Annotated in this window: 13 protein-coding genes and 1 riboswitch; of the genes, 8 read left to right on the forward strand and 5 right to left on the reverse strand. The window is 62.1% G+C overall.

The genetic code is table 11. From position 1 onward, the window contains the following. Positions 1 to 522: dihydropteroate synthase (locus AC1D1X_RS05010; protein ID WP_477697920.1), on the reverse strand; the 522-nt coding region annotated here is incomplete at its 3' end. 51 nt (positions 523 to 573) lie between these two features. Further along, positions 574 to 670: riboswitch (S-adenosyl-L-homocysteine riboswitch) on the reverse strand. A 93-nt stretch (positions 671 to 763) separates the two neighbouring features. On the opposite strand from AC1D1X_RS05010, the gene AC1D1X_RS05015 reads away from it, so the two are divergent. Next, complete coding sequence (locus AC1D1X_RS05015) at positions 764 to 1,372, forward strand: Crp/Fnr family transcriptional regulator (RefSeq protein ID WP_477670305.1); 609 nt, start codon at positions 764 to 766, stop codon at positions 1,370 to 1,372. A 53-nt stretch (positions 1,373 to 1,425) separates the two neighbouring features. Here AC1D1X_RS05015 and AC1D1X_RS05020 read toward each other — a convergent pair whose 3' ends face one another. Together AC1D1X_RS05020 and AC1D1X_RS05025 are read right to left on the reverse strand one after the other, a co-directional pair. Continuing rightward, a complete protein-coding gene (locus AC1D1X_RS05020) occupies positions 1,426 to 2,409 on the reverse strand; it encodes a Bug family tripartite tricarboxylate transporter substrate binding protein (protein WP_477697921.1) in 984 nt (327 codons plus the stop codon). A gap of 244 nt (positions 2,410 to 2,653) precedes the next feature. After that, a complete protein-coding gene (locus AC1D1X_RS05025) occupies positions 2,654 to 3,700 on the reverse strand; it encodes a homocysteine S-methyltransferase family protein (protein WP_477670306.1) in 1,047 nt (348 codons plus the stop codon). Positions 3,701 to 3,881: 181 nt separating this feature from the next. Here AC1D1X_RS05025 and AC1D1X_RS05030 point away from each other — a divergent pair, with 181 nt between their 5' ends. After that, on the forward strand, positions 3,882 to 4,274 hold the full coding sequence (locus tag AC1D1X_RS05030; protein ID WP_477670307.1) for a rhodanese-like domain-containing protein: 393 nt from the start codon (positions 3,882 to 3,884) through the stop codon (positions 4,272 to 4,274). Between the two features lie 117 nt (positions 4,275 to 4,391). Next, positions 4,392 to 6,284 (forward strand): DNA helicase RecQ, encoded by a 1,893-nt coding sequence (gene recQ, locus AC1D1X_RS05035; RefSeq protein ID WP_477670308.1) that lies wholly within the window; start codon positions 4,392 to 4,394, stop codon positions 6,282 to 6,284. A gap of 51 nt (positions 6,285 to 6,335) precedes the next feature. Here the strand turns inward: recQ and AC1D1X_RS05040 are convergent, their stop codons facing one another. Together AC1D1X_RS05040 and AC1D1X_RS05045 are read right to left on the reverse strand one after the other, a co-directional pair. Then, positions 6,336 to 7,370 carry a glycosyltransferase family 2 protein gene (locus AC1D1X_RS05040; protein WP_477697923.1) on the reverse strand — a complete coding sequence of 345 codons (1,035 nt, stop codon included), beginning with the start codon at positions 7,368 to 7,370 and terminating at the stop codon, positions 6,336 to 6,338. Continuing rightward, the gene (locus AC1D1X_RS05045) at positions 7,360 to 7,872 is read right to left on the reverse strand and encodes a serine O-acetyltransferase (protein ID WP_457281764.1); all 513 of its coding nucleotides are present in this window, start codon (positions 7,870 to 7,872) and stop codon (positions 7,360 to 7,362) included. The genes AC1D1X_RS05040 and AC1D1X_RS05045 overlap by 11 nt, the downstream gene beginning before the upstream one ends. Before the next feature lie 490 nt (positions 7,873 to 8,362). Here AC1D1X_RS05045 and AC1D1X_RS05050 point away from each other — a divergent pair, with 490 nt between their 5' ends. The 5 genes from AC1D1X_RS05050 to AC1D1X_RS05070 all read left to right on the forward strand — a co-directional run. Next, the gene (locus AC1D1X_RS05050) at positions 8,363 to 9,337 is read left to right on the forward strand and encodes an amino acid ABC transporter substrate-binding protein (RefSeq protein WP_477697924.1); all 975 of its coding nucleotides are present in this window, start codon (positions 8,363 to 8,365) and stop codon (positions 9,335 to 9,337) included. A gap of 85 nt (positions 9,338 to 9,422) precedes the next feature. Continuing rightward, positions 9,423 to 10,625: an amino acid ABC transporter permease gene (locus tag AC1D1X_RS05055; protein ID WP_477670310.1), complete on the forward strand. Its 1,203-nt coding sequence runs from the start codon at positions 9,423 to 9,425 to the stop codon at positions 10,623 to 10,625. 1 nt (position 10,626) lies between these two features. Beyond that, positions 10,627 to 11,730: an amino acid ABC transporter permease gene (locus tag AC1D1X_RS05060; protein WP_477670311.1), complete on the forward strand. Its 1,104-nt coding sequence runs from the start codon at positions 10,627 to 10,629 to the stop codon at positions 11,728 to 11,730. A gap of 19 nt (positions 11,731 to 11,749) precedes the next feature. Continuing rightward, on the forward strand, positions 11,750 to 12,493 hold the full coding sequence (locus AC1D1X_RS05065; protein WP_457281767.1) for an amino acid ABC transporter ATP-binding protein: 744 nt from the start codon (positions 11,750 to 11,752) through the stop codon (positions 12,491 to 12,493). 4 nt (positions 12,494 to 12,497) lie between these two features. Then, on the forward strand, positions 12,498 to 12,975 hold a 478-nt coding region (locus AC1D1X_RS05070; RefSeq protein WP_477697922.1), incomplete at its 3' end, for a class II glutamine amidotransferase.

Below are 12,975 nucleotides of genomic sequence, written 5' to 3' on the forward strand. Positions count from 1 at the left end.
GTCCAGCTCATCGACCAGCACGCGGTAGGCGCGCTCGCAGATTTCGACTTTGCGCTCATAGGTGTCGGCCTGGCCTTTTTCATCAAAAGCCATCACCACTGCCGCCGCGCCATAGCGCTTGAGCAGTCTGGCCTGCTGCTTGAAGGGCTCCAGCCCCTCTTTCATCGAGATCGAGTTGACGATGCCCTTGCCCTGAATGCAGCGCAGGCCGGCTTCGATGACGCTCCACTTGGAGCTGTCGATCATGATGGGCACGCGGGCGATGTCGGGCTCACTGGCGATCAGGTTCAGGAAACGCACCATGGCGGCCTGGCTGTCGAGCATGGCTTCATCCATGTTGATGTCGATGATCTGCGCGCCGTTTTCGACCTGCTGGCGGGCCACGGCCAGCGCCTGCTCGTATTCACCGTTGAGGATCATGCGGGCGAAGGCCTTGGAGCCGGTGACGTTGGTACGCTCGCCAATATTGACGAACAGCGTGCCCGCGCCGATGGCGACCGGCTCCAGGCCGGACAGCTTCATGGGGGGGACATTGGGTAAAGATTCAGTTTCAGACACGGACTCACCTTGAGGCAAAGGTGAGCGTCGTTGCTGCAGGGGCCGCCGGAAGCCGCCGCCTGTAACCCAAGCCTGACGAACGCTTGTGTTCGCTGCAACGCTCCTTGGGTTACCATCATTTTAAGGGCTGAACGCCGCCCGCGCCATATCCTTGCGCCAATGGCAAGAGATACCAACAAAAGTCCAGGGGATAGCCGGAGCCACCATGTTTGAAAACCTGTTCGGCAGAAAACAGAAGGGAACGCCCGATGCGCCCGAGTCCATGCGTCCCAAAGACCGCATGCGGGCCATTGAAGGCTCCAGCACGGCCGAGCTTGCCGCCAGGCTGCTGATTGCACCAACCGCCCTGATGCAGCTCACGCCCGAAGAGGCTTTCACCGTCGTCAGCTATATGACGCCGCGCAGGATTTCCGAGGGAACGACCTTCATCCGCGAAGGGGACAAGAGCGATACCGGTTATATGGTGCTGCTGCTCGAAGGCGAAGTCACGGTCGAAAGCATTGTGGTCAGCCGCCGCACGCCGGTCACCATCACGGTGCTGGGCCCCGGCAGCCTGATCGGCGAGATGGGCCTGGTCGACGGCCAGGCGCGGCTGGCGTCATGCACTGCCAGCAGCGACGTGAGCTGCGCCGTGCTGTCGCGCGCAGCGCTTGAAAAAATGGGGGAAGAGCAACCGGTGACTGCGGCCAAACTGATGTTTGCCGTTTCACTGCGCATCGCCGAACGGCTGCGCGACACCAGCGAAAAACTCAAGATGTACAGCCAGCTGGTACAAGCCATGCAGCAGGAAATCGACCGGCTGATGCCGGGCTGATTTCCGTCTGGCAGAAAAGCGGGGAAGGCGCCAGGCTGGCCGCCCCCTTCGACTTAGTCGAGCTTGATTTTGGCGACCTTGATCAGGCGTCCATAGTCGGCATGCTCTTTCATCACCATGTAGGCAAAGTCGGCAGAGCTCATGGGGCTGGGGGTCGCGCTCATGCGTGCAAACTTTTCCGCGGTGTCGGGCGTGTTGAGCGCGTCGGCGAATGCCCGCTGAAGCTGGTCTGCCGTAGCTTTGGGAAGGTTGGCCGGGCCAAAGATGCCGAACCAGGTGCTGATGTGAAAGCCGGGCAATACGTCGTTGATGGTCGGAATTTCCGTAAAGCTGCTGGAGCGGTTGATGGTGGTCACGCCAAAAGCGACCAGCTTGCCCGACTTGATGTTGGCGCTGGCAGAGGCCAGGTTGTCGAACATCAGGTCGGTCTGGCCCGACAGCAGGCCAGCCTGCGCCTGCGCCGAGCCGCTGGAAGGCAGGTGCACCACGCTGATCTTGGCCAGGCTTTTGAACAGCTCGCCCGCGAGGTGGCCGGCGCTTCCATTGCCGCCGGAGGCATAGTTCAGCCGGCCGGGATTCTTGCGTGCGTAGGCAATCAAGTCCTTGGTGTCCTTGATTTTCAGCCGCCTGGCTGTTTCGGCATTCATGACCAGCACGTTCGGCACACGGGCCACCAACGTGATGGGCGTGAAGTCCTTCAATGCGTCATAGGGCATGTTCGGGTAGAGCCACGGGTTGATGGCATGTGTGGCCACCGCCCCCATCACCAGCGTATGGCCGTCTGCAGGCGCCTTGGCGACGAGGGYCGCACCCACGTTTCCGCCGGACCCCGGCCGGTTGTCAACCGTGACTTCGGTTTTGAGCAGGGGACGCAGCTTCTCGGCCAGGATGCGCGCAGCGTTGTCCAGCGGGCCRCCGGCTGGATAGGGCACGACGATCGTCACCGGTTTTTGGGGCGACAGTTGTGCATGGCCTGCGAAAGCCGTCATCGCCAACGTGAATGCCGCTGCGGCCTTGATGAATAAACCCACCTTCATGATTTCCTTGGTTGTGTTGTGTTGCGTTGTTTTGCCGAACCATCAACGCTGCAGGGCGCAGCGCCGGAGAATGAAAACAGGGTTCGGCAAAAGGGCCTGACTATAGCCGCGAAATATGACTTTTCGGGACATCGCCGGGCACGTCATCTCATATGCATACTTATTAAGTACACGTGCATCAGGGAACCGGCTTTTTCGGCCAGCCGACGGCATCACCCGGAAGTGATGCAGGGCAGCGCTGCCCTCAGGCGGCCTCTTTGTAGAAGGCGCCACGCTGCAAGGAGCGGCTGGCGACCGGGGCGACCGCGTGGGCGATGGCACCTATGTGATCCGGCGTGGTGCCGCAGCAACCGCCCACGATGTTGACAAGGCCTTCCTCGGCGAACTCGCGCAGCAGGCGGGACGTTACGTCGGGCGTTTCGTCAAAGCCGGTGTCGCTCATGGGGTTGGGCAGGCCGGCATTGGGGTAGCAGCTGATGAAGGTGTCTCCGGCCACGCGGGCCAGCTCCTGGATGTAGGGGCGCATCAGGGTGGCGCCCAGTGCGCAGTTGAGGCCGACTGCCAGTGGTGCGGCATGGCGCACGCTGTGCCAGAAGGCCGTCACGGTTTGCCCGCTCAGGATGCGGCCCGAAGCGTCGGTCACGGTGCCGCTGATGATCAGGGGCAGGCGCTCGCCGGAGTTGTCGAAGTATTCGTCAATGGCAAACAGCGCCGCCTTGGCATTGAGCGTGTCGAAGATGGTCTCGACCAGCAGTACGTCGCTGCCGCCCTTGACCAGTGCCTCGGTCTGTTCGTAGTACGCCTTGCGCAACTCCTCGAAACTGGTGTTGCGCGCGCCCGGGTCGTTCACGTCGGGGCTGATGCTCGCCGTCTTGGGCGTAGGGCCAAGGGCGCCGACGACAAAACGCGGCTTGTCGGGCGTCGAATACTTGTCGCAGGCGGCACGGGCGATGCGGGCCGACTCGTAATTCATCTCGACGGCCAGGTCGGCCATGTCGTAGTCGGCCTGCGCCACGGTAGTCGCGCCGAAGGTGTTGGTTTCAATCATGTCGGCGCCCGCAGCCAGGTAGCCCTCATGGATGTCCTGGATCACGTCGGGGCGCGTCAGGCTCAGCAACTCGTTGTTGCCCTTCACGTCTTTGTGAAAATTCCTGAAGCGTTCGCCCCGGTACTGGGCCTCGTTGAGCTTGAAGCGCTGGATCATTGTGCCCATCGCACCGTCAAGGATGGCGATACGTTGTTCCAGGATGGCCGGCAGCTGCTGCCCGCGTGTGTAGATGATTGGCTTCATGCTCCGATTTTAAGGCGCGGCAGCTTTTTCAGCAGACTTCGACGGGTTCTCTTCAACCAGCAAGGGCCGCGGAACCGGCTTTGCCGGGCCGCAGGCGCAGCGCCCCCTTGGGGGCAGGGAGCTACACGCAGTGAGCGACCGTGGGGGCGCCATCAGCCACAATAGGGGTATTGCCCTGAACATGAAAAACTTTCAACCCAAAGAAGCCTGGTCCTGGCTGCAGGCACATCCTGACGCACTGTTTGTGGACGTGCGCATGGAGATCGAGTCGCTGTACGTCGGCCGCCCCCCAGGCGTGGTCAACGTGCCGTGGTACGAATACCCCGACCTGCAGCCGGACCCGCAAAAGTTCGCCGACGCCGTGGCGCGCGAAGCTGCCGGCAAGGCGCAGCCGGTGCTGCTGATTTGCCGATCCGGCAAGCGCACGCTGGACGCCGGCAAGGCACTGGAAGCGGCCGGTTTTTCTGATGTGCAGCATGTGGTGCATGGCTTTGAAGGTGAGCTCGACGAACAGTTCCAACGCTCCACGCTCTCGGGCTGGCGGTTTGATGGCTTGCCCTGGGAGCAGATGTAGCCGGTTTTTTACTGCTATTTATGCATTAAACAGGCTCGCAGCTTTATTCCACCAGCGCAAGCAGCTACTATTTTCATAGCACCCCTCTTCATCGTTTCGATTTTCCGGCTTAAAACCTTGTCTTCATTGCCCATTTCTGCGCCTTTGCCGACACCCCTGGACGTGCTCAGCCGGGTTTTTGGCTATGACAGCTTCCGCGGGCCGCAGGAGGCCATCGTGGACCATGTGGTTCGCGGCGGCGATGCCCTGGTGCTAATGCCCACCGGCGGAGGCAAATCACTGTGCTACCAGATCCCGGCCATCGTGCGGCAAAACGCCGGCCACGGGGTCACGGTGGTGATCTCGCCGCTGATTGCGCTGATGCATGACCAGGTGGGCGCCCTGCATGAGGCCGGCGTGTCCGCCGCATTTTTAAACTCGACGCAAAGCTTTGAAGAAAGCAGCCAGCTTGAAAAGCAATTGCTGCGCAATGAACTGACGCTGCTTTATGCCGCGCCCGAGCGCATCAACACCCCGCGCATGAAAGGCCTGCTCGGCTCCCTGCATGAACGCGGCCTGCTCAGCCTGTTTGCGATTGACGAAGCGCATTGCGTGAGCCAGTGGGGTCATGACTTCCGGCCCGAATACCGGTCCTTGAGCCTGTTGCACGAAACCTTCCCGAACGTGCCGCGTATTGCCCTGACGGCGACCGCGGATGCGCTGACACGGCAGGACATGATTGAGCGGCTCAAGCTGGAAGACGCACGCGCATTCGTCAGCAGCTTTGACCGGCCGAACATCCGCTACACCATCGTCGAAAAAACCGACGCCACGCGCCAACTGCTGCGATTCATTGAAAGCGAACACGCCGGAGAAGCCGGCATTGTGTATTGCCAGTCACGCAAACGCGTGGAGGAAATTGCCGAAGCCCTGCAGGATGCCGGTCTCAAGGCCATGGCCTACCACGCGGGTCTGGACAGTGCCCTGCGCCAACAGCGGCAAGACCGCTTCCTGCGCGAGGAAGGCACGGTGATGGTCGCGACGATTGCCTTCGGCATGGGCATTGACAAACCCGACGTGCGTTTTGTCGCCCACCTGGACATGCCGAAAAACATCGAAGGCTACTACCAGGAAACAGGCCGCGCCGGCCGCGACGGCCTCCCGGCCAATGCCTGGATGACGTACGGCCTGCAGGACGTGGTGAACCAGCGCCGCATGATAGACACCAGCGAAGCCGCCAGCGAAGAGTTCAAGCAGGTCATGCGCGGCAAGCTAGATGCCTTGTTGACGCTGGCTGAAGACACGCGTTGCCGGCGTGTCAGCCTGCTGCATTACTTCGGCGAAGACAGTCAGCCTTGCGGTAACTGCGACAACTGCCTGCAGCCGCCGGTGGTATGGGACGCGACCGAAGCCGCGCGCAAGATGCTCAGCTGCATCTACCGCGTGCAGCAGGCCAGCGGCATCAGCTTTGGCGCAGGCCACCTGATGGACATCCTGCGCGGCAAGGCGACCGAAAAAGTATTGCAGTACGGCCACGACAAGCTCAGCACCTTCGGCATTGGCGCCGACCTGTCCGAAGTGCAGTGGCGTGGCGTGTTACGCCAATTGATCGCCAAGGGCATGGTGCGGGTCGACCCCGATGCGTTCAACACGTTGCAGCTGTTGCCTGATGCACGCCAGGTGCTCAAGGGCGAAGTCAGCGTGATGCTGCGCGAGCAGTCGGCCGGCGCCAGTGAACGGCGCAAAGGCAGCTCCAAAAAAGGCACCAAGACCTCCGCCAAAGGCATGGCCGAAGCCTCGCTCAATGCCGGCGCGCTGGAGCGTCTGGCCCGCCTGAAGGCCTGGCGCGCCGAAGTCGCCCGCGAACACAATCTGCCCGCCTTCGTGATCTTTCATGATGCAACCTTGCGAGCCATTGCAGAACGCGCGCCGCAAGGCATTTCCGACCTCGAGGGCATCAGTGGTATCGGCGTCAAAAAACTTGAGGCCTACGGGGCAGAGGTGCTGCGCGTCTGCGCCGGGGCGGACTAGGCCCTTGCAAGCCGATGGCCGATTCCCGTGCGGTGCCGGCCGCCCGGCTGCTTAAGCTGCGCCAGACGTATTGCGGATTTCGACGCTGTCTATGGCGGCCCGCGCAGGGCGCTGCGGTGTCAACAACCCGCGTACCAGGCCAGCGGCGTTAAAGCACCACGACACGACCGAGAACACAGCCTTGGTGGCGCTGCGCTTTCGCCATGTCATCAACAGGAGAGGTGCCGCTGCAATGCAGGAGAAGGCCCCGATGCGCGCTGTCCACGGCATGGGAACCACCAGAACAGCGAGCAACACTGYCCACCACATCAGTACGGCAGCATACAGGCGCAATTCGCGCACCCGCGTGAGCACCAGCCCCAGGTGCGACTCGCCCCAGGCCGCGCGCAGCACTTCGCCCAGGCCGCAGATGTAGCGGCTGCGCCAGCGCCGCACCAGCAACTGATAGGGAGGCGCATCGTGGCCATGGTGCCGCACGGAATCGGTGCCCAGGCGCCACAGTTTCCAGCCCCTGGCATGCAGGCGCATCGCCAGGTCGAACTCTTCATAGCTGTGCAGGTTGCGGTCTGAAAAATACCCGGCCTGCTCCACCGCGGCCCTGCGGTACAGGCCGCCCATGTCCAGCCGGTCCACCATGCCTGCCTGCATATGGCCCAGACCCCGCTCCACACGCGCCACATATTCCAGGCTGCTGGTGTTCAACTCAACAACCTGCCCTCCCACGCCGGCCACGTCGGGGTGCGCCTGCATGAAGGCCAGCGCCTGCGGCAAAAACCCGGGCAGCATTTCCATGTCGCCATCCAGGATGTACACAAATTCGCCCGCCGAATGCTGGTACCCCAGCTGCGGACCGATGCCGCAGCAACGTTCATCGGCGCGTGCCAGCTGCACGATGCGGATGGGATAGGCAGACGCCAGCGCTACGGTGCGGTCGCTGGAGCAGGAATCGGCGAGCACGACCTCGCCACCGACCATCCGGACGGCCGCCAGCGCACTTTCTACCGCGGCCACAATGCGCTTTTCTTCGTTCAGGGCCTTGATGACGATGCTGACCGTGCAAGGCGTTTCGCTGGCTTCAGGAAGCATCGTCACGGCTCCTCAAAATAATGCGGGCCGGCACACCCACGGCAAGGGCTCCGGCGGGGACGTCCGTGATCACCACGGCATTGGCACCAATGTCGACGTCGTCCCCGATCCGTACAGCCCCCAGGATCTTCGCGCCGGCGCCGATATTGACGCGGTTGCCGATGTGCGGCGCCTCGAGCGGCCTGTCGATACGCTGGTTGCCGATGGTGACGCCCTGGCGGATGATGCAGTCGTCCCCGATCACGGCGCGGCCATGCACCACAATCGCACCGGAATGCTCAATCACCAGGCGCCGCCCAATTTGGGCCGAGACACCTATCGTGACGCCGCAAAACATTTCAGCCAGTTTGGCCAGCACCAGGTGCACGGCACCCAGCGGATAACGCACCAACCTGGACTGAAACCGGTAGCGCAGGTGCCCCAGCCGGTACACCTGCAATGCCCAGAAGCCCAGGGACAGGACGCCTTCCTGCGCCACCCGCAAGTCTTCAAGAAAAGCCATTGTTATTGAGCTTTCGTAACATGCATCAAGACGTGAAACCCCTCCCCCGGCCGCAGGCTCCAACGGAGACCGCTCGGGTTTGGGGGATGAAGTCCGCGGCAAGTCCATCAGAACCCGACAAAAGCCGGAGCAGAAAATTCAGCCCTTGCGGAAATGCGGCGCAAGATTCGTACCAATGGACTCACCCGGAACTTGCCTGGCTGCGGTACCACCGGCGCAAGCAAACTGTCAGAAGGCCATTGTGCCGGGGATGATTGGGGTTCCCTGTCAGCCGTATTCCCGCATAAGGTTATGCATCTTTCGCCGTGGTTTGTCTTGGCCTCGTAAGGGCTTGCCCTGAGAGGTACCCGCCATAGTTGGGCTAGCATCCGCCATTGGCATGGTTCGTGCTGATGTCGACCTACTTATTGACTGGAGAATCCCCGTGATCAAACTCGTAAAGAAACATGGACTTGTCGCCCTTGCAGCGGCCGGCCTCACTGTTGCGGCCATGGCACCTGCCCATGCCGGCAAGACACTGGACGCCATCAAGGCACGGGGTCAGGTCATCTGCGGCGTGAACGTCGGGCTGGCCGGGTTTTCCTCTGCCGACAGCAACGGCGCCTGGACCGGGCTTGACGTGGACGTCTGCAAAGCCGTCGCCGCCAGCGTGCTGGGCGACGCCAGCAAGATCAAGTGGGTTCCCCTGAACGCCCAGCAGCGCTTTACCGCCCTGCAGTCCGGCGAGGTCGATGTCCTGTCGCGCAACACCACGTTCTCGCTGACGCGCGACGCCTCTCTGGGCCTGCACATGACCGCCGTCACCTACTACGACGGCCAGGGCTTCATGGTCCCGGTGAAAAGCAAGATCAAAAGCGCCAAGCAGCTGAAAAACGCCACCGTCTGCGTGCAGTCCGGAACCACCACGGAAAAAAACCTGACGGACTTCTCCAAGGCCAACAACCTCAACATGAAGCCCGTCGTGTTTGAAAAGCAGGAAGCCGTCAACGCCGCCTACTTCTCCGGCCGTTGCCAAGCCTACACCACGGATGCATCCGGCCTGGCCTCGGTGCGCAACAAGGAAGCCAAAGTACCGGCCGACCACCTGATCCTGCCGGAGCTGATCTCCAAGGAGCCGCTGGGCCCCATGGTGCGCCGCGGTGACGATGAATGGTTCGCCATTGYCAAATGGGTGATCTACGGCCTCATCGAAGCGGAAGAATATGGCGTGACCCAGGCCAATGTCGATGCCATGACCAAGGAAAGCAAAGACCCGGTGGTCATGCGCCTGACCGGTAGTGGCGAAGACACCGGCAAGCTGCTGGGCCTGGACAAGGAATGGCTGGTTCGCGCCGTCAAGGCCGTCGGCAACTACGGTGAAATCTTCGACCGCAACGTCGGCCCCAAAACGCCCCTGGCACTGCCGCGCGGCCAAAACAACCAATGGAATAAAGGCGGCCAGATGTACGCCATGCCGGTGCGCTGAACGACTCCTTCCGATGCGCTGAACGCAACGGGCCGCTCGCAACCATCCGTTGACGAGCGGCCCGTTTTACTTGGGTAACCGCCTTATGTCCGAGCATTCCCTGATTCCCGCACGGCCGGCGCCGGCGCTGCGGCGCAGAGTTTTTTCCTGGCGCAGCAAGCAGGCGCGCGCCGTTGTTTACCAGATCCTGGCCGTCAGCCTGATCGTCTTCCTCGTGTGGCTGCTCGTGAGCAACACCATGAGCAACATGAAGACGCGCGGTATCCAGAGCGGCTTTGATTTTCTGTTTCAGCCCGCCGGTTTTGACATTGGGGAAGGCTGGCTGAATTACGACTCGATCGATCCCTACTGGAAAGCCTTCCTCGTGGGGCTGGTGAACACCCTTCGCGTGGCCGTGGTGGGCATTGTGCTCACGTCCGTGCTGGGAACCCTGCTGGGCGTGGGACGCTTTTCGCGAAACGCCCTGATCCGCGGCCTGTGCTACGGCTACATCGAGATGTTCCGCAACATCCCGGTGCTGCTGCAGCTGCTGATGTGGTACCTGCTGTTCACGGAATACCTGCCGGCCATTGACCAGGCCCTGCATATCGGCAGCCTGGTGTATATCAGCAAGAACGGCCTGTCTTATCCCTTTCCGGTGTGGCACCTCGGGCAGACGCTGGCCCTCGTCGGCATGGCGGCCGGTGGTGTGGCGGGGTTTGTTTATGCGCGCCGGGCACGCCGCCACTTTGACCAGACCGGCCATGCGCGTCCCGTGTTGTGGGTGGTGCTGGGACTGGTCGCGGCCGGTGCGCTCCTGGGCTGGCTGGCCGGTGGTGCGCCTTCCGAATGGAACCTGCCGAAGCTGACGGAAACCCAAGTGGAGGGTGGCGGCGCGCTGTCGCCTGAATACCTGGCGGTGCTGCTCGGGCTGGTGCTTTACACCTCGGCCTTTGTGGCGGAGGTGGTCCGCGCCGGCATTGCCTCAGTCTCACTGGGCCAGCACGAGGCGAGCGCGTCGCTGGGGCTCTCACGCGGCCACTCCATGCGCCTGGTGGTGCTGCCCCAGGCGCTGAGGGTCATCATCCCGCCGCTGACCAACCAGTACCTGAACCTCACCAAAAATTCGTCATTGGCCGTTGCCGTGGGCTACCCCGACCTTGTGTCGATTGCCAACACCTCGCTCAACCAGACCGGCCGCGCCGTCGAATGCATTGCCATCATCATGCTGATCTACCTCACCACATCGCTGGCCACCTCGGCGCTGATGAACTGGTTCAACAGCCGCGCCGCCATCAAGGAACGCTGACATGAACCAGACCTTTGTTCCCGTCGCGCCCCGCCCGGCCCCCATCAAGATGGAGGGCCCGGGCCCCTGGCTGCGCAACAACCTGTTTTCCAGCGTCGGCAATGCGCTTGTGTCGGTCGGGGTTATCGCCCTGTTGCTGTGGGCCGCATCGTCGGCCCTCCGCTGGGCGGTGTTCAATGCCGTGACCGCCGCCGACGCGGATGCCTGCCAGGCCGCACGCGGCATGGGCGCATGCTGGGGCGTGATCAACGAAAAAGCCCGCATCATCCTGTTGGGCCGCTACCCCCTGACGGAGCACTGGCGGCCGGAGCTGGCAACCTTTTTGCTGCTGGGCCTGGTGGTTGCAAGCTGCAGCCGCTGGTTCTGGAAACCCTGGCTGGGATTGATCTGGGTCGTGGTCCTGACGGCGTTCTTCACGCTCATGAGCGGCGGCATGTTCGGGCTCTCCAAAGTGTCCACCGACCAGTGGGGCGGCCTGCCGCTGACCGTCATGCTGACGGTCATCTCCATGACGATCGCCTTCCCGATTGCGGTGGCGGTGGCGCTGGGGCGGCGCTCCAACATGCCCGCCATCAAGACCCTGTGCGTCATCTACGTCGAGCTGATTCGTGGCGTGCCGCTGATCTCCGTGCTGTTCATGGCCAGCTTCATGTTTCCGCTGTTCATGCCCATCGGCAAATCGCCCGACGTGCTGATCCGGGTGATCGTCGGCATCACGCTGTTTGCCGCGGCCTATATGGCGGAAATCGTCCGGGGTGGTTTGCAGTCCCTCTCCAAGGGCCAGACCGAAGCGGCCGCCAGCCTGGGCCTGGGTTACTGGCAGACGCAGGTCAAGATTGTCCTGCCGCAGGCGCTGGGCGCCGTGGTGCCCAGCATCATGAACAACTTCATCTCGCTGTTCAAGGACACCTCCCTTGTGACCATCGTGTCGCTGTATGAACTCACCGGGGCCCTTTCGCTGGCGGTCGGGTCCGATCCGAACTGGCGGCCGTTCAAGATTGAGGCTTACCTCTTTATCGCCGCGATTTACTTCACCTGCTGCTTCGCCATGTCCCGCTACAGCCTCTGGATAGAGCGGCGGCTGGCTGTGGGCAAGGCCCGTTGACAAAAAAACAAGGACCAACATGAGTGATCCCATCATCCGCTTTGACAAAGTCAACAAATGGTATGGCAACAATTTCCATGTGCTGCGCGACCTGCAGCTGGACGTGCAGCAAGGCGAGCGCCTGGTGATTTGCGGGCCCTCCGGTTCGGGCAAATCCACGATGATCCGCTGCATCAACGCGCTGGAGGACTACCAGGAAGGCAAGCTCACCGTGGCCGGCTCCGTGCTCGGTGATGACATCAAGGCGATCGATGCCGTGCGCCGGCAGGTCGGTATGGTGTTCCAGCAGTTCAACCTGTTTCCGCACCTGACCGTGCTTGAAAACCTGACGCTGTCGCCAACCTGGGTGGCGGGCCTGTCCAAAAAAGAAGCGACCGAGCGGGCCATGCACCAGCTCGAGCGGGTGCGCATCGCGGAGCAGGCACAAAAGTATCCCCTGCAGCTGTCGGGTGGCCAGCAGCAGCGCGTTGCGATAGCGCGCGCGTTGTGCCTCACGCCGAAAATCATGCTGTTTGACGAGCCGACATCCGCGCTGGACCCCGAGATGATCAAGGAAGTGCTGGACGTGATGATCTCGCTGGCCGAACAGGGGATGACCATGCTGTGCGTGACGCATGAAATGGGCTTTGCCAAGGCAGCGGCCGACCGCGTGATCTTCATGGACCAAGGCCAGATTGTTGAACAGAACACGCCCACGGACTTCTTCAATCACCCGCAGACCGACCGGGCGAAGGATTTCCTCTCCAAGATTCTGGGACACTAGAGGAATGTGCCAACTCCTCGGAATGAATGCTGCCAAACCCGCAGACCTTCGCTTTTCATTCACGGGTTTTGCCGCACGCGGCGGTCTGACGGACCATCATGGCGACGGCTTCGGCATCGGCTTTTTTGAAGACAAGGCCTGCCGCATTTTTATGGACAGCCAGCCGGCCGCCACCTCACCCGTGGCCGAGCTGCTCAAAAGCTACGCCATCAAGTCCTGCAATGTCGTGTCCCATATCCGCAAGGCGACGCAGGGCGATCCGCAGCGCCTGGAGAACTGCCATCCGTTCACCCGTGAGCTCTGGGGCCGCCACTGGCTGTTTGCCCACAACGGCGACCTGATCAATTACTTTCCGGCTCTTGGCGGCAACTACCAGTCCGTCGGTACCACCGACAGCGAACGCGCTTTTTGCGCCCTGATGGAAAAACTCAAGGCCATCAGCCCGCGCGAACCCTGCTCGCTGGACACCGTGTTTGACACCC

The sequence above is a fragment of the Polaromonas sp. P1_G4 genome, from assembly GCF_056405475.1.